Origin of the sequence: Arenimonas sp. MALMAid1274 (genome assembly GCF_049195245.1) — a bacterium.
Classification (GTDB): domain Bacteria; phylum Pseudomonadota; class Gammaproteobacteria; order Xanthomonadales; family Xanthomonadaceae; genus Arenimonas.
In genome coordinates this window covers 1,130,198-1,146,109 of record NZ_JBMIRR010000027.1, presented here as the reverse complement: position 1 = coordinate 1,146,109, position 15,912 = coordinate 1,130,198, and the positions used below count along the sequence as shown (strand labels likewise).

General features: G+C 70.5%; 11 protein-coding genes and 1 pseudogene. 7 read left to right on the top strand and 5 right to left on the bottom strand.

Annotated elements, in window-relative coordinates:
- Positions 1 to 184 precede the first annotated feature (184 nt).
- The 3 genes from ACOQFR_RS13900 to ACOQFR_RS13890 all read left to right on the top strand — a co-directional run bounded on the left by ACOQFR_RS13900 (position 185) and on the right by ACOQFR_RS13890 (position 5,874).
- The gene (locus ACOQFR_RS13900; RefSeq protein ID WP_421382884.1) at positions 185 to 3,829 is read left to right on the top strand and encodes a S8 family serine peptidase; all 3,645 of its coding nucleotides are present in this window, start codon (positions 185 to 187) and stop codon (positions 3,827 to 3,829) included.
- A gap of 81 nt (positions 3,830 to 3,910) precedes the next feature.
- Positions 3,911 to 5,059, top strand: a complete 1,149-nt coding sequence (locus tag ACOQFR_RS13895; protein ID WP_421382882.1) for a pyridoxal phosphate-dependent aminotransferase — start codon at positions 3,911 to 3,913, stop codon at positions 5,057 to 5,059.
- Positions 5,056 to 5,874 carry an amidohydrolase gene (locus tag ACOQFR_RS13890; protein WP_421382880.1) on the top strand — a complete coding sequence of 273 codons (819 nt, stop codon included), beginning with the start codon at positions 5,056 to 5,058 and terminating at the stop codon, positions 5,872 to 5,874. Before ACOQFR_RS13895 ends, ACOQFR_RS13890 begins: the two co-directional genes overlap by 4 nt.
- Before the next feature lie 9 nt (positions 5,875 to 5,883).
- On the opposite strand, the gene ACOQFR_RS13885 is transcribed toward ACOQFR_RS13890, so the two are convergent.
- The 5 genes and pseudogenes from ACOQFR_RS13885 to ACOQFR_RS13865 all read right to left on the bottom strand — a co-directional run bounded on the left by ACOQFR_RS13885 (position 5,884) and on the right by ACOQFR_RS13865 (position 10,737).
- Complete coding sequence (locus ACOQFR_RS13885; RefSeq protein ID WP_421382878.1) at positions 5,884 to 6,645, bottom strand: class I SAM-dependent methyltransferase; 762 nt, start codon at positions 6,643 to 6,645, stop codon at positions 5,884 to 5,886.
- 8 nt (positions 6,646 to 6,653) lie between these two features.
- Positions 6,654 to 8,366 (bottom strand): pseudouridine synthase, encoded by a 1,713-nt coding sequence (locus tag ACOQFR_RS13880; protein ID WP_421382876.1) that lies wholly within the window; start codon positions 8,364 to 8,366, stop codon positions 6,654 to 6,656.
- Between the two features lie 218 nt (positions 8,367 to 8,584).
- Positions 8,585 to 9,136, bottom strand: a pseudogene (gene scpB, locus ACOQFR_RS13875) (SMC-Scp complex subunit ScpB); the annotation flags it as partial.
- 19 nt (positions 9,137 to 9,155) lie between these two features.
- Positions 9,156 to 10,088 carry a segregation and condensation protein A gene (locus ACOQFR_RS13870; RefSeq protein ID WP_421382874.1) on the bottom strand — a complete coding sequence of 311 codons (933 nt, stop codon included), beginning with the start codon at positions 10,086 to 10,088 and terminating at the stop codon, positions 9,156 to 9,158.
- A gap of 22 nt (positions 10,089 to 10,110) precedes the next feature.
- Positions 10,111 to 10,737 carry an L-threonylcarbamoyladenylate synthase gene (locus tag ACOQFR_RS13865; RefSeq protein WP_421382872.1) on the bottom strand — a complete coding sequence of 209 codons (627 nt, stop codon included), beginning with the start codon at positions 10,735 to 10,737 and terminating at the stop codon, positions 10,111 to 10,113.
- Between the two features lie 40 nt (positions 10,738 to 10,777).
- Here ACOQFR_RS13865 and ACOQFR_RS13860 point away from each other — a divergent pair, with 40 nt between their 5' ends.
- From ACOQFR_RS13860 to zipA, 4 genes are all read left to right on the top strand, one after another.
- Complete coding sequence (locus ACOQFR_RS13860) at positions 10,778 to 11,077, top strand: YciI family protein (protein WP_421382870.1); 300 nt, start codon at positions 10,778 to 10,780, stop codon at positions 11,075 to 11,077.
- Entirely contained in the window at positions 11,074 to 11,355 is a 282-nt protein-coding gene (locus ACOQFR_RS13855; protein WP_421382868.1) for a BolA family protein, read from the top strand. Before ACOQFR_RS13860 ends, ACOQFR_RS13855 begins: the two co-directional genes overlap by 4 nt.
- A 212-nt stretch (positions 11,356 to 11,567) precedes the next feature.
- The gene (smc, locus tag ACOQFR_RS13850) at positions 11,568 to 15,065 is read left to right on the top strand and encodes a chromosome segregation protein SMC (RefSeq protein WP_421382866.1); all 3,498 of its coding nucleotides are present in this window, start codon (positions 11,568 to 11,570) and stop codon (positions 15,063 to 15,065) included.
- 77 nt (positions 15,066 to 15,142) lie between these two features.
- On the top strand, positions 15,143 to 15,907 hold the full coding sequence (zipA, locus tag ACOQFR_RS13845; protein ID WP_421382864.1) for a cell division protein ZipA: 765 nt from the start codon (positions 15,143 to 15,145) through the stop codon (positions 15,905 to 15,907).
- Positions 15,908 to 15,912 lie beyond the last annotated feature (5 nt).

Below are 15,912 nucleotides of genomic sequence, written 5' to 3'. Positions count from 1 at the left end.
GCTTAACTTCGACGGCCCTTCGGGGCCGTCGTCGTTTGCGGCCATCCCCAAGCCTGGCTGGCGGGAAATGTGACGGTGGTCACGGATTGGAGGCCCGCCAGGCCCAGTTCCGTCGTTGTGGTCGACGCGGCGCTGCGTGAGAATCGCGATGCCACCTTTCCCCCCATGGCAGCAAGGAATGACGATGCGCGCAGCCCCCCTGATGCTCGCCATGGCGCTCGCGCTGGGCCTGCCCACCGATGCCCTGCAGGCCGCCACCTCCACCTCCGCAGGGCTGAAGTCCTCGCCCGCGATGCGGACCTACATCGTGGTGTTCGACGAGCCCGCCGCCGCGCGCTTCCGCGGCTTCCCGGCGACCGACAAGCAGCGGCCACGCCTGGCCGCCACCAGTCCCGCCGCCACCGGCCAGGACCGCTATGACGCCGACAGCCCGCAGGCCCGCGCCTACGTCGCCTACCTGGACGACCTGCGCCGGCTCCGCCTGGGCGACGCTTCCGTGCGCCTTGGCCGGCCGCTGGTTTCGCGCCTGGTCTACACCCATGCGATGAACGGCATGGCCGTGACCCTCAGCCCGGCCGAGGCCGAGGCGCTGGCGACGATGCCGGGCGTTCGCAGCGTCAAGCCCGAATTCCACCGTTTCCTGCAGACCGATCGCGGCCCGGCGTGGATAAAGGCCGACCTGGTCTGGAGCGGGGCCGCCACCGGTACCGCCAACCGCGGCGAAGGCGTCGTGGTCGGCGTGATCGACAGCGGCATCAACCGCAGCCATGTCGCCTTCGCCGGCACCGGCATCAGCAATCCGCTGGGCGGGTTCCGCGGCTATTGCGTGGCCAATCCCACCGCCTGCAACACCAAGCTGGTGGGCCTGTGGGATTTCACCGTCGGCGCCGGCAACACCTCCGACCCGGTGGACAACGATGGCCACGGCACCCACGTGGCGAGCACCGCAGTGGGCAATGCCTTCCTCACCTACAGCGGCGTGGCACCGCGCGCCAACCTGATCGCCTACAAGGCCTGCCCGGACACCCAGTGCAACGGCTCGGCGATCCTGGCCGCCATCAACCAGGCCGTCGCCGACGGCGTGGACGTCATCAACTATTCGATCGGCTCGGGTCCGGACGATCCCTGGGCCACGCTGGGCGGCGCCATCAACGACGACAACGAAGCCTTCCTCGCCGCGCGCGAGGCCGGCATCGTGGTGGCGGTGGCCGCGGGCAACGACGGCCCCTCGCCGGGCACCCATGGCAATCCGGGCAACGCGCCGTGGGTCATCGGCGTCGCCGCCGCCACCCACGACCGCAGCGGTGCCGGCGATCGCCTGGCCAGCTTCAGCGGCCGCGGTCCGGTGCTGCCCCTGGGTGTGGTCAAGCCCGACGTCACCGCGCCGGGCGTGTCCATCATCGCCGCCGGCACCAGCGGCGCCACCAGCACGCGCACGCTCAGCGGCACGTCCATGGCCACGCCGCACGTCGCGGGCGCGGCGGCGCTGGTGCGTTCGGTCAACCCGGCGCTGACGCCCAGCCAGGTGGTCTCGGCCCTGGTGCTGACCGCGCGGTCTTCGGTCACCAACGGCGCCGTGGCCGCCACGCCGCACGAACAGGGCGCGGGCACCATCGACGCCTCGCTGGCGGTGAAGGCCGGCGTCTACCTCGATGTTCCCGCTGGCGGCTTCTCCACCGCACGCGTCAATCCTTACAGCGGCGGCGCGCAGGACATCAACCTGCCCAGCCTGGCGCACGGGGCCTGCTTCCGCACCTGCAGCCTCACGCGCGTGTTCAAGCTGATGCCGGGCGCGGCTGCCGGCAACTACAACGTGCAGGTGTCGATGCCGGCTGGGGTGTCCCTGGTGCCCAGCGTCACCTCGTTCACGCCCAATGGCGGCGCCGGCACCTCGATCGCCTTCAGCATCAACGTCGATGCGCCCCAGCTGGCCGGCAAATGGCATTACGGGTCGGTGACGCTGGTGAACACCGCGGGCGGCGGGCGTCCCAACCTCAAGCTGCCGGTGGCCATCTATGCCACGCCATTCGCGAGCCAGGTGGCCGAGACTTCCCTGGCCCGCGTCAGCCGCACCGTCACGCGCGAGCGTGATTTTTTCGACCTCGACCTGACCGATCTGGTGCCGCTGGCCAACGCGCGCTTCCCGGCCACCAATCTCGTTGCACCGACCAGCAGCACCCAGACCATCGCGGTGGATCCCAGCAACGACGATCCCTACGACAACGTCGGCTCGAACTATCGCCGCATCCTGGTCGTGCCGGCCACGCCGGGCGGCAGCCCGCCGGTCACCACGCGCCTGCGGGTCGGCACGCGCGCCGCGGCGCCGGACATCGACCTGTTCGTCGGGCGCGACACCAACGGCAACGGCGAGCCCGATGCCGGCGAAGAGCTGTGCCGTTCGACCTCGGCGCAGTCGGCGGAAACCTGCGAGTTGTCCGTGCTCAGCGAAGCCGCGGCGACCAACTACTGGGTGATGGTGCAGAACTTCTCCGGCGCGGGCACCGGCGTCACCGTGGATTCCTACGTGGTGCCGCTGGTGGCCGGCAATGGGGCCAGCCTGGTGGCCACCGGTCCGGGCGTCACCGCGGCGGGCGCCGGCTTCAAGCTGCGCGTGGGCTATGACGACGCGACGCTGGTGGCCGGAGCCGAACGGGTGGGCTACGTGCTGATCCAGCCCACCGCCGGCTCCACCGCGCATGCGCTGGAAGTGCGGCTCACGCGCAGCGGCACCAGCTTCGAGCCCTTCGCGCTGGCGCCCGGTGTCGGCCGCGCGGTGACCCTGCCGGCCGGTGCGGCGCACGAGCGGCTGTTCTTCACGGTGCCGGCCAACGCCACCTCGGTGACCTTCACCACCAGCGGCAGCGGCTCGGTGTCGCTGTACGCCGCGCGCGATGCGGCGCCGACCACGCCCGTGGTGGCGGCCGCACCGGCGCGCAATGCCGCCGGTGTCATCGCCGCCACGGCGGCCGGCGCCAACCAGACCATCACGGTCTCCGGCGCGGCGCTGCAGGCCGGGCGCTGGTACCTCACGCCGGTCAACACGGGTGCGGGCACGGCCCAGGTCACCGTCACCGCCACCATCAACAGCAGCGGCGCCGCCCTGGTGGCGAAGCCGGGCTCGTACTTCAACGCCCCGCGCGGTGGCCATGGCGTGTTCTTCTATCCGTCCGGTCCGGACCTGGCCCTGCTCTGGTACACCTACTTCCAGGACGGCACGCCGACCTGGTACTACGTGCAGGGCGCCCAGCCCGGCGCCAACGGCGTGTTCAACGGCATCGTCTACCGCTCGGCCTGGAACGGCGCAGCCAACCACCTGGTGGCGGTGGGCAACCTGGTGATCGCGCCCACCACCAGCAACACCTTCACCATGGCCTACAACATCGACGGTTTCACCGGCGCCGAGCCGATGCAAGCCTTCCTCACCGGGTGCCCGACGGTGGGCGGCTCGCCGCTGAACGTGAGTTCGCACTGGTTCAACGCGGCCAAGCCCGGCTATGGCTACAGCGTGCAGGTCAATGCGAACTACGAGTTCCACGCCGTGTTCGCGTACGACGGGCTGGGCCAGCCGCGCTTCCTGGTGGCCGAGCGCGGGGGTGCGTTCAACACCGGCGGCGCCGCCCTGCCGCTGGAACAGCTCAACGGCTTCGCGCCCCTGGGCCCGCACGCGGCCCCGGTGCGTACGACCATCGGCACGCTGAGCCGCACCTACGGCAGCAACACCATCGCCTCGATCGCCAGCAGCGGCACCTATTTCGGCGGCCTGCCCGGCACCTGGAGCGAAAGCGGTTCCATGACCGCCCTCAGCGCCACCCAGGGCTGCACCCCCTGACTCAGGAAAACATACCAGGTATGTTTTCCGTGGCGGGGCGGGGGGCGGCATAATCGGGGGCCACGCCCCGCGGATGCCGCCATGACGCCCCAGACCAAGCTGCCCAAGGTGGGCACCACCATCTTCACCGTGATGTCCCAGCTAGCGCTGGACCACAAGGCGGTGAACCTGGGACAGGGCTTTCCGGACTTCCCGGTGCCGCAGCGGCTGGTGGACGAGCTGGCCCGGGCGATGGCCGAAGGCAAGAACCAGTACGCGCCGATGACCGGCATCCCGGCCCTGCGCCAGGCCATCGCCGCCAAGACCCTGCGCTGCTACGGCCGCCAGGTCGACGCCGATGCCGAAGTCACCGTCACCAGCGGCGCCAGCGAAGCGATCTTCAACGCCATCCACGCCGTGGTGCGCCCGGGCGAGGAAGTGATCGTGCTCGACCCGTGCTACGACTGCTACGAGCCCGCTATCGACCTGGCCGGCGCCCGCGCCGTGCACGTGCCGCTGGACCCGGTCACCTTCGCGGTGGACTGGCAGCGCGTGCGCGACGCGATCACGCCGCGCACGCGCCTGCTGATGACCAACACGCCGCACAATCCCTCGGGCGCGATGATGGACGCCAACGACCTGGCGACCCTGGCCGACCTCCTGCGCGGCACCGACATCCTGCTGCTGTCGGACGAGGTGTACGAACACATCATCTTCGACGGCCGCCGCCACGAAAGCGTGCTGCGCTACCCGGAACTGGCCGAACGCGCCTTCGTCATCTCCAGCTTCGGCAAGACCTACCACTGCACCGGCTGGAAGATCGGCTACGCCATTGCCCCGCCGGCACTCAGCGCCGAATTCCGCAAGGTGCACCAGTACAACACCTTCTGCACCTTCGCCCCGGCGCAGTGGGCGTTCGCCGCGATGATCGAGCAGGAGCCGGAACACTACGAGGGCCTGGGCGCCTTCTACCAGGCCAAGCGCGACCGCTTCCGCGAGCAGCTGCAGACCACGCGCCTGCAGCCGCTGCCGGTGCCGGGCGGCTATTTCCAGCTGGTGGACTACTCGGCCATCAGCGACCTGCCCGACGCCGAATTCTGCCGCTGGCTCACCATCGAGAAGGGGGTGGCGGCGATCCCGCTGTCGCCGTTCTACGAATCGCCGCCGCCGGGCCAGCGCCTGGCGCGCCTGTGCTTCGCGAAGGTGGAATCCACGCTCGACGCCGCGATCGAAAGGCTGGCGCGCATATGAGCGCGACGTCCGCGGCACGCCCCGACCTGCGCGTGTCCCTGGTGCAGGGCGACACCCGCTGGCACGACCCGGCGGGCAACCGCGCGATGTATGCCGAGCTGATCGCGCCGCTGGCCGGCGCCACCGACCTGGTGCTGCTGCCGGAAACGTTCACCTCCGGCTTCAGCAACGACGCCCTGGCGCAGGCCGAAGACATGCAGGGGCCGACCGTGGCCTGGATCCGCGACCAGGCCCGGCGCCTCGGCGCCGTGGTGACCGGAAGCGTGCAGCTGCGCACGGAGCAGGGCGTCTACAACCGCCTGCTGTGGGCCACGCCGGAAGGCGGCCTGCACCACTACGACAAGCGCCACCTGTTCCGCATGGCGCGTGAGCACGAGCGCTATGCGGCCGGTCGCGATCGCCTCACGCTGGACCTCAAGGGCTGGCGGGTGTGTCCGCTGGTCTGCTACGACCTGCGCTTTCCGGTCTTCATCCGCAATCGCTTCGGGGTCGAAGCGCCGGAGCGGTTCGACTACGACCTGCTGCTGTTCGTCGCCAACTGGCCCAGCCCGCGCCGCTACGCGTGGCAGACGTTGCTGCGCGCGCGTGCGATCGAGAACCTGAGCTACGTCGCCGCGGTCAACCGCGTCGGCACCGACGGCAACGGCCACGGCTACAGCGGCGACAGCGTTGCGCTGGATTTCCTGGGGCAGCCGCTGGTGGAACTCGATGACCAGGTGCGCGTGGCCACCACCACGCTGTCGGCCGAGGCCCTGGCCGGGCACCGCGAACGGTTCCCGGCCCAGCTCGACGCGGACGCGTTCGAACTGCGCTGAGCCACCGGCTCAGGCGTAGGCCGCCACCATCACCCGCTTGTGGTGCCGCAGCTGCTCGTAGCCATCGTCCGGCACGGGCAGCAACTCCACCCGCGCGAAGCCGACCTTGCGCAGGATCCACAGCAGCGCGTCGAGGCTGGGTACCAGGCAGATGCCGGTGGTGGAGGTTTCCGGACCGTGCGTCTCGTCGGTTTCGTCCACGATCGCGAAGCTGCCGGTGACGGGTTTGACGAAGGTGTGGTGGCCGTAATCGATATGGCCCGACAGCCCCGGCGCCACCTGGGTCTCGACCAGGCACAGGCCGCCGGCGCGGGTGAGGGCACGCGCCACGCGCAGTGCGCCTACCGGATTCTCGAGGTGGTAGATGAGGCCCAGGCACAGCACCAGGTCGAACTGGCCGTGCTCGCCGGCGGTGATCGCGTGCACGTCCTGCTGCCGGAAGACCAGACTGTGCTTGGCGCCACAGGCCTGCGCGGCCAGACGCGCATCGGCCACGTGCTGTTCGCGCGCATCCAGGCCCAGCACCGGCGCGAAGCCCAGCGCCGAAACCTGCTGCGAGAACCAGCCTTCATGGCAGGCCAGGTCCACCGCGCTGCGTCCGGAGGCATCGGCGCCGAAATGCGCCTGCACCGCTGCCTGCAGCATCTGCAGGCGGGTGTCGTGGATCTTCGCCACCTCCGCGCTGACGTAGGTGCGGGTCACCCGCCCCGACGCGAGTCGGAACGGATAGAACCAGTCACGGTCCAGGCAGCGCGTTTCGGGGTCGGACATGGCGGCGCTCAGTCGTCCGAGGGCAGGCCTTCAGGACGCTTGCGCTTGAACGGCGGCGGCGCGCCCGGACCCGGCTTGCGCGGACCGCGATTGCCGTCGGCCGGGCGCGGACCCTGGCCGCCCTGCGGGCGCGGACCCCGATTGCCTGGACCCGCGTAGGGACTACCGCCCGCCGGCTTCGGACCCCGCGGACCCACGGGACCCCGCGAGTGACCGTAAGGCGCATCGGCGGCCGGCTTGGGACCGCGCGGACCGCGCTGGCCGTAGGGACCGTCACCCTGCGGACGCGGGCCCCGCTCGTTGAACGGACGCGGCGCACCCTGCGGGCGCGGACCGGCCGGACGACCCGCCGGACGCTGGCCGCGCGGCGGCGCCACCTTGGAACCGGTCTCGACGCCCTCGGGCACGTACCAGCTGCGGAACGCGGCCGGATTGCTGTCGTGGGCATTGGAATTGTGCGTGGGCTGCGCGTCGCCGCGCGGGCCGCGCGGTTTGCCGGCGAAGCCACCACCGGCACCGGGCCGCGGACCGCGCGGACCATCGACGCGGTTGCCGAAGTTGTCGTCGCGCGGACCGCCCTGCGGCTTGCCGCCGCGGAAGGGCTTGCCGCCGGGACCGCCCGGGCCACCGGGCCGCGCGCCACGCGGCGCATCGGCGCCCATCGGGCCGGAGAAGGGCTTGCCGGGACCGCGCTTGCCCTTGCCCGCGTAAGGCTTGCCGGCACCGGCACCGGGCCGGCCACGACCGCGGCCGCCGGGCTTGTCTTCGCGGAAGGTGTCGAACCGGCGCAGCTCGCGCGCCTCGTCGTCCACCGCGCCGTTGACGTAGGACGCCTGCTTGCGGTCCTTGCCGACGCGGATCTCGGTGGGCCGCGACTTGCGCTGGCCGATCACCGGCTGCAGCGTCAGCACCGGCGGGTTGTCTTCCAGGCGGAACTGGGCGCGCAGCTTTTCCACCGCCTCGGGCGTCATTTCCTCGCAGTGGCCGCGCTTGAGCAGGCGCGGCAGGTGCACGCTGCCGTACTTCACGCGCTTGAGGCGGCTGACGTTGAAGCCCTGCGACTCCCACAGCCGGCGCACTTCGCGGTTGCGGCCCTCGGTGAGCACCACCTTGAACCAGGCGTGCGAATCGGAGCTGCCGATGCGCTCGATCTCGTCGAATTTGGCGGCGCCGTCCTCGAGCTGCACGCCCTTGGCCAGGCGCTCGACCACGTCGTCGGGCACCTCGCCATGGATGCGGCAGACGTATTCGCGGGCGATGCCGCTGGACGGATGCATCAGCGCATTGGCCAGCTCGCCGTCGGTGGTGAGCAGCAGCAGGCCGGTGGTGTTAATGTCCAGGCGGCCGACCGCGATCCAGCGCGCACCCTTCAGGCGCGGCAGCGATTCGAACACGGTGGGGCGGCCTTCGGGATCTTCGCGCGTGGTCACTTCGCCTTCGGGCTTGTTGTACACCAGCACGCTGGCCGGCTCGGTCAGCGCGGTGGCCACGAAGGTCTTGCCGTCCAGGTCGATGCGGTCGCCGCCCTTCACCGACTGCCCGGTCTGGGCCACGGCGCCGTTGACCTTCACCAGGCCCTGGGCGATGCGCTCCTCGAGCGCGCGGCGCGAGCCCAGGCCGGCCTGGGCGAGCACCTTGTGCAGGCGCTCTTCGACCTTGGCGGTCGCCGGTTCGCTGCCCTTGAGTTTCAGGGACAGGGTTTTCTTGATCTTGTCGCTCATTACTTCTGCTCCGGCTCGGCGTGGTCGCCGGCCTCATCGGTGGATTGCCCGGTCGTCGTCTCGACGGCGGGATCGTCGTTCAGTACTTCGTCTTCGTCGCCATCGTCGTTGGCCAGGTCGGCCTCGTCGTCGAGGCTGCCGTCGTCGCCGTCCGGCAGCTCGCCGGTTTCCAGCTCGGCCAGCAGCGCGGCGTTGGCGACGCCAGGCGGGTTCATGTCGAACGGCAGCTGCGGTTCGAGCTCGGGGATGTCCTTGAGCTCGGCCAGCGGCGGCAGTTCATCCAGGCTCTTGAGCCCGAAATAGTCCAGGAAGGTCTTGGTGGTGCCGAACAGCTCGGGCCGGCCGGGCACGTCGCGATGGCCGACCGAGCGGATCCATTCGCGCTCCTCCAGCATCTTGATCATGTTGGCGTTGACGCTGACGCCGCGGATCTGCTCGATCTCGCCGCGCGTGATCGGCTGGCGGTAGGCGATCAGCGCCAGGGTCTCGAGCGTGGCGCGGGTGTACTTGGTCTGGCGCTCGGTCCACAGGCGCGCCACCCAGCCGTGCACGGTCGCCTTGACCTGGAAGCGGAAGCCCGAGGCCACCTCCACCAGCTCCACGCCGCGGTCGGCGTCGCCGGCGCGCAGCTCGGCGATGGCCTGTTCGATGGCGCCCGGCGGCGCCTGCTCCTCTTCGGGGAACAGGCCGGCCAGCTGGGCCAGGGTGAGCGGCTGCGGCGAGGCCAGCAGGGCCGCCTCGACGATGTGTTTGATCAGGCTTGGATCCATGGATTCGAAGGTTCCGGTATCAGGCGAGGGCATCATCGCCGCCGTCCGAGGTGGGGTCGGGAAGTTCGGGTTCGCCGTCGCCGGCGGCCAGCGACTTGAGGTAGATCGGCGCCAGCACCGGGCGCGGGCCCTGCAGGCTGGCGTGTTCCGGCGGCGGGTCCTGCACGATCTCAAGCAGCTGTTCCTTGGCCAGCTCGAGGATGGACAGGAAAGTCACCACCACGCCCAGGCGACCTTCCTCGGCGTTGAACAGGCTTTCGAAGGCGTGGAACTTGCCGTCCGAGAGCCGGCCCAGCACGTCGCCCATGCGCTGGCGGACGCTGAGCGCCTCGCGCCGGATGGCGTGGTGGGTGAACAGGTCGGCGCGCTTGAGCACGTCGCGCAGGGCCAACAGCATCTCGCGCAGGTCCACCGGCGGCGGCACCTTGACCGCGGCGCGCTCGGGCAGGTGGGCATGCACCACGTGGGTGTCGCGGTCCAGGCGGTCGAGCTCGTCGATGTCCTCGGCGGCCTTCTTGAAGCGCTCGTACTCCTGCAGGCGGCGCACCAGCTCGGCGCGCGGGTCGGCCTCCAGGCCCTCCTCGCTGGGCGGGCGGGGCAGCAGCATGCGCGACTTGATCTCGGCCAGGATGGCGGCCATGACCAGGTATTCGGCGGCCAGCTCGAAGCGCAGGTCCTCCATCACGCCGATGTAGTCGACGTACTGGCGGGTGATCTCCGCCACCGGGATGTCCAGGATGTCCAGGTTCTGGCGGCGGATCAGGTAGAGCAGCAGGTCCAGCGGACCCTCGAACGCCTCCAGGATCACCTCCAGCGCATCCGGCGGGATGTAGAGGTCCTGCGGCATCTGCAGCACGGGCTGGCCCTTGAACACGGCCAGGGGCATTTCCTGCTGCTGGGGCGGCACCGGGAACGCCGGGTGCTCCGCTGGGATCGCGGTCGGTTCGCTCATCAAAGACTCATGGATAGGTGACTCACAGTGTCACGGGATGGAACCCCTGGCGCACGACCTCGGGCTCGTCGCCCGTGCAGTCCACCACGCTGGTGGGGCCGGGCTCGCAGTCCTCGGCATCCAGCATCACGTCGGCCCAGCGCAACCAGCGCTCGGCCACCACTTCGGCCTCGTGGCTGACCGGATCCACCTCGTCCGGCAACACCAGGCTGGTCGACAACAAGGGCTCGCCCATCGCTTCCAGCAGGGCCCGCGTGACCACGTGGTCGGGCAGGCGTATGCCAATGTCGCGGCGCTTGCTTCGGCCGCTGTTCTTGATGCGCTTGGGCAGGTCCGCTGAGGCCGGAAGAATGAAAGTGCAGGGTCCGGGGGTCAGCGATCGCAGGAGCCGGAAGGCCGGATCGTCGAGCCGGGCCAGGCGGCCGGCCTCACTCAATTGCCGACAGAGTAAGGTGAAAGGATGCTTCCTGTCCAGTTCGCGCAGGCGCAGCACCCGGTCCTCGGCGTCCTTGCCGTTCAGGCTCCAGACCAGGGAATAGCCCGCATCGGTGGGCACCAGGGCCAGGCCGCCGGCCTTCAGAACGGCCGCGGCCTTGTCGATCAGGCGCGATTGCGGGTTGACGGGATGGACGCTTAGTCGCTCACTCATGCCGCTATCATGCAGGCCCGCAATCAAATGGCCCAGCCCCATGTGGTACGTGATCCACGGCATTGATGCTCCGAATTCGCTGGAAGGCCGCAAGGCCGCGCGTCCGGCGCACCTGGCCAGGCTGGAGGCACTGCGCGATGCGGGCCGGCTCAAGCTGGCGGGTCCGCTGCCGGCCATCGATGCCGAAGATCCGGGTCCGGCGGGGTTTACCGGCAGCCTGGTGGTCGCGGAGTTCGGCTCGATCCAGGAAGCGCGCGCCTGGGCCGCCGCCGATCCGTATCTCGATGCCGGCGTGTACGTCCGTGCGGACGTCTATCCCTTCCGGCCGGTGCTGCCATGAGCCTGGCCCCGGCACAGCGGCCGCAGGCGATCCGGGCCCTGCTGGAAGAGGCCTTTGCACCGGGCCACGTCGACGTGGTGGACGAGAGCCACAAGCACGCCGGCCACGCCGGTGCCCGCGACGGCCGCGGCCATTTCGCGGTGGTCATCGTCAGCGACGCCTTCGCCGGCAAGGCCCCGCTGGCGCGCCACCGATTGGTCTACGCCGCGCTGGGCGACCTGATGCAGACCGACATCCACGCCCTGTCCATCCAGGCCCGGACCCCGGCCGAAGCCTGAAGCCCGGCCCGCGCGGCCGGTGGGCGAGGGCGCCCGGCACCGCTGGTATACTGGCCCACGGCCGCGTGCCGGGGACCGCGCTATGCCAATGGAATCAACCCCTTGGCCCGGGCTGCAGACCCCCACGCGTGCTTCCCTTCGACCCTGCGGCGGAGCGCCCTGCGCGCCCCGTGGCCGGCGACCACTGGCCGGCTGCTTGAGAACCCTGACGAATGCGCCTTTCCACCATCAAGCTGTCCGGCTTCAAATCCTTCGTTGACCCCACGGTGCTGCACCTGCCGACCAACATGACCGGCGTGGTCGGTCCCAATGGCTGCGGCAAGTCCAACATCATCGACGCCGTGCGCTGGGTGATGGGCGAAAGCTCGGCCAGCCGCCTGCGCGGCGACTCGCTCACCGACGTGATCTTCTCCGGCTCGTCCACCCGCAAGCCGGTCAGCCAGGCGCAGGTGGAGCTGGTGTTCGACAACTCCGAGGGCAGCATCGGCGGCGAGTACGCGCGCTATGCCGAGATCTCGGTCAAGCGCATGGTCAGCCGCGACGGCCAGTCCAACTACTACCTCAACGGCGCCCGCTGCCGCCGCCGCGACATCACCGACCTGTTCCTGGGCACCGGCCTGGGCGCGCGCAGCTACTCGATCATCGAGCAGGGCATGATCAGCCAGATCATCGAGGCCCGGCCCGAAGACCTGCGCGTGTACCTCGAAGAGGCCGCCGGCATCTCCAAGTACAAGGAGCGCCGCAAGGAAACCGAATCGCGCATCAAGGCCACCCGCGAGAACCTCGACCGCCTCAACGACCTGCGCGAGGAAGTGGACAAGCAGCTCGAGCACCTCAAGCGCCAGGCCCGCGCCGCCGAGCAGTATCAAGCCCTGCAGGGCGAACGCCTGAACAAGGACGCCCAGCTGAAGGCCCTGGAGTTCCGCCGCTACGATGGCGACCTCAAGGCGCTGCACGAGACCCTGACCCAGGACGAGATCAAGCTGCAGGCGCTGCTGGCCGACCAGCGCCAGGCCGAAGCGCAGATCGAGGCCTGCCGCAGCCAGCACGGCGAAGCCAGCGAGGCGCTGGGCAAGGCCCAGGCCGAGGTCTATCGCGTGGGCGGCGAACTGGCCCGCATCGAGCAGCAGATCCAGCACCAGCGTGAACTGCGCCAGCGCCTGGAGACGGCGCGCGCCGAGGCCGACGCGGCCTTCGCCCAGGTCGGGGAACACATCAGCGGCGACGAGCGCCAGCTGGCCGAACTGCACAACGCCATCGCCGCCGCCGATCCCCGGCTCGAAGCCCTGCGGTCCGAGGACGCCGGCCGCCAGGAGGCGCTGCGTGCCGCCGAGGCCGCGCTGCAGGACTGGCAGCAGCGCTGGGACACCTACGCCAAGGCGCAGGCCGAGGCCGCGCGCTGGGCCGAGGTCGAGCGCACCAAGATCGAATACCTGGAAAAGCAGGCGCTGGACGCCGGCCGCCGCCGCGAGGCCCTGTCGGGCGAGCGCAGCGGGCTGGACACCAGCGCCGTCACCGAGGCGCTGGCCAGGCTGGTGGCCGACCACGACAGCCAGAAGTCCGGGCTCGATGGCCTGGGCACCGTGCTCGAGCAGCGCAAGGCGTCGCTGACCGCGCTGCAGGAACAGCAGCGCCACCAGCAGGCGGAGCTGGCGGACGTGCGCAAGCAGACGCAGGCCGCGCGTGGCCGCCTGTCCTCGCTTGAGGCGCTGCAGCATGCCGCGCTGGGCCAGGAAAAGAACGTGGCCCTGGACTGGCTCAAGTCGCAGGGCATCGCCGGCAACACCCGCCTGGGCGAGGCGCTGCAGGTCGAGGCCGGCTGGGAAACCGCGGTCGAGACCGTGCTCGGCAGCCTGCTGGAAGCCGTCACCGTGGACGCGCCGGCGGAATGGCTGGAGGCCATCGCCGGGCTGGCCCAGGGCCGCGTGGCCCTGGTGAGCGGCAGCCAGGAAGCAGTGGACGTGCCGGCCGGCTCGCTGGCGGCGAAGGTGCAGGGACCTGCGGCCGTGCGCCGCCTGCTGGCGGGCATCCACGCGGTGGATTCGGCGTCGCAGGCGCGCGGCATCGCGCTGGGCCACGGCGAGGCCGTGATCACGCGCACCGGCGAATGGCTGGGTGCGGGCTGGCTGCGCGTGCTGCGCAGCGGTGAATCGCAGCAGGGCGCGCTGGGCCGCGAACGCGAGATCCAGAGCCTGCGCGCCGAGATCGACGCGCTTGGCAAGAAGGAACAGCAGCTCAACGAGGGTCTGACCTCGATGCGCGACCGCCTGCTGGAAGCCGAGCAGCATCGCGAGGATGCGCAGCGCTCGCTGTACCTGGCGCACCGCAGCGTGTCCGAGCTGGCCGGCCAGCTGCAGGGCCAGCAGAGCCGCCTGGAATCGGCGCAGGCGCGCGTGGCCCGCATCGACACCGAACTGGGCACCCTGTCCACCACGCTGGAAGAGTCGCAGGCCAACGCCCGCGAAGCCCGCGCCCGCCTTGAACAGGCGGTCGGCAAGATGGGTGACCTGGAGTCGGAACGCCAGCGCCTGGACGCCGAGCGCCGCAGCTTCGGCGAACAGCGCGACGCCGCCCGCACCAGCGCCCGCGAGGCGCGCGACGCCGCCCACCAGCTGGCGCTGACCCTGGAATCGCAGCGCGCCCGCGTGATCGCGCTCAGCCAGTCGCTGGCCCGCATGGGCAGCCAGAAGGCCCAGCTCGAGGTTCGCCTCAATGAACTGGTGGCCCAGCTGGCCGACGGCGATGCGCCGGTGGTGGCGCTGCAGGCCGAGCGCCAGGCTGCGCTGGACCAGCGCGTGATCGTCGAGAAGGACTTGGCCGCGGCGCGTTCGGCGCTGGACGGCATCGAAAGCGAAATGCGCGGCTACGAGCAGACCCGCCAGCAGCGCGACCAGCAGGCGCTGGCGCAGCGCGAGGCGATCTCGGCCCGCCGCATGGACGAGCAGGCCCTGAGCCTGCGCGCCGGCCAGCTGTCGGAGGCCATCGCGGCCGCCGGCCTGGTGCTGGAGGACGTGCTGCAGGCACTGCCGGAGAAGGCCGACCTGGAAGGCTGGCAGAAGTCGCTGGCCGACATCGACGCCAAGATGCGCCGGCTCGAGCCGGTCAACCTGGCCGCGATCCAGGAATACGGCGAGCAGAGCGAGCGCAAGACCTACCTCGACGCCCAGAACAACGACCTCACCTCGGCGCTGGAAACCCTGGAAGGCGCGATCCGCAAGATCGACAAGGAAACCCGCGGCCGCTTCAAGGAAACCTTCGACCGCGTCAACGCCGGCGTGCAGGAGCTCTATCCGCGCCTGTTCGGCGGCGGCCACGCCTACCTCGAGCTGACCGGCGAAGACCTGCTCGACACCGGCGTCTCGATCATGGCGCGCCCGCCCGGCAAGCGCGTCAGCAACATCTCGCTGCTCTCGGGCGGCGAGAAGGCGCTGACCGCGGTGGCCCTGGTGTTTGCGATCTTCCGGCTCAACCCGGCGCCGTTCTGCCTGCTCGACGAGGTGGACGCGCCACTGGACGAGGCCAACGTCGGCCGCTTCAGCGCGATGGTCACCGAGATGAGCGAGAAGGTGCAGTTCCTGTTCGTGACCCACAACAAGGCCACGATGGAAGCCGCCAAGCAGCTCTCCGGCGTCACCATGCGCGAGCCCGGCTGCAGCCGCCTGGTGTCGGTGGACCTGGCCGAGGCCACCCGCCTGGTCGGTGCGGCCTGACCTCGCCGCAGAATTCGGGCATCATTTCGCAGCAGGCCGCCTTCGCGGGGCCGTGACGGCAACCAGGGAGGAACGCCATGCTCGACGGACTCAGCGAAACCGCGCTGCTTCGCATCGCCATCGGCGTCGCCGCCCTGGTCCTGTTCGCGGTGATCCTGCTCACCAGCCGCAAGAAACCCGAGCAGGGCAAGCGCACGGCGCCCCAGCGCGAGACCGGCGGTCCGCGCCAGGAGCCGACGCTGCGCGAACTGATGGAAGCCGATGCCGGCGCCGGCGGCGACGCCGCCGCGATCGAGCAGTCCGAGCTCGACCTGCTGGAAAAGACCCTGGCCGGCGAGCCCGTGCCGGACCGTCGCCCGCACCCGGCACCGCTGCCCGGCGCGCGACCCGACGAAAGCTTCGACAAGGTGGTCAGCCTGTTCCTGGCCGCGCGCGCGGGCCAGGTGCTCAGCGGCCCGGACCTGGTGGTCGCGGCCGAAAAGGCCGGCCTGGTCTACGGCCACATGAACATCTTCCACCGGCTGGTGGACAACCACCCCGAGCAGGGCCCGATCTTCAGCGTGGCCAACCTGGTCAAGCCCGGTTCCTTCGACATGACCCAGATCCAGGACCTGCGCACGCCGGGCATCAGCTTCTTCATGGCGCTGCCGGGCCCGATGCCCGCGCTGGACGCCTGGGACGCGATGCTGCCCACGGCCCAGCGCATGGCCGAACTGCTCGACGGCGTGCTGCTGGATGAGGAGCGCAACGCCCTGGGCCGCCAGCGCATCGCCCACATCCGCGAGGACTTGCGCAACTACGACCGCAAGCAGCAGAAGTGGGACCTGCGCACCACCCGCTGAGGCGA

Coding starts and splice junctions, on each gene's coding strand:
- ACOQFR_RS13900 (WP_421382884.1), top strand. CDS start 185: ATGCGCGCAGCCCCCCTGATGCTCGCCATGGCGCTCGCGCTGGGCCTG.
- ACOQFR_RS13895 (WP_421382882.1), top strand. CDS start 3,911: ATGACGCCCCAGACCAAGCTGCCCAAGGTGGGCACCACCATCTTCACC.
- ACOQFR_RS13890 (WP_421382880.1), top strand. CDS start 5,056: ATGAGCGCGACGTCCGCGGCACGCCCCGACCTGCGCGTGTCCCTGGTG.
- ACOQFR_RS13885 (WP_421382878.1), bottom strand. CDS start 6,645: ATGTCCGACCCCGAAACGCGCTGCCTGGACCGTGACTGGTTCTATCCG.
- ACOQFR_RS13880 (WP_421382876.1), bottom strand. CDS start 8,366: ATGAGCGACAAGATCAAGAAAACCCTGTCCCTGAAACTCAAGGGCAGC.
- ACOQFR_RS13870 (WP_421382874.1), bottom strand. CDS start 10,088: ATGAGCGAACCGACCGCGATCCCAGCGGAGCACCCGGCGTTCCCGGTG.
- ACOQFR_RS13865 (WP_421382872.1), bottom strand. CDS start 10,737: ATGAGTGAGCGACTAAGCGTCCATCCCGTCAACCCGCAATCGCGCCTG.
- ACOQFR_RS13860 (WP_421382870.1), top strand. CDS start 10,778: ATGTGGTACGTGATCCACGGCATTGATGCTCCGAATTCGCTGGAAGGC.
- ACOQFR_RS13855 (WP_421382868.1), top strand. CDS start 11,074: ATGAGCCTGGCCCCGGCACAGCGGCCGCAGGCGATCCGGGCCCTGCTG.
- smc (WP_421382866.1), top strand. CDS start 11,568: ATGCGCCTTTCCACCATCAAGCTGTCCGGCTTCAAATCCTTCGTTGAC.
- zipA (WP_421382864.1), top strand. CDS start 15,143: ATGCTCGACGGACTCAGCGAAACCGCGCTGCTTCGCATCGCCATCGGC.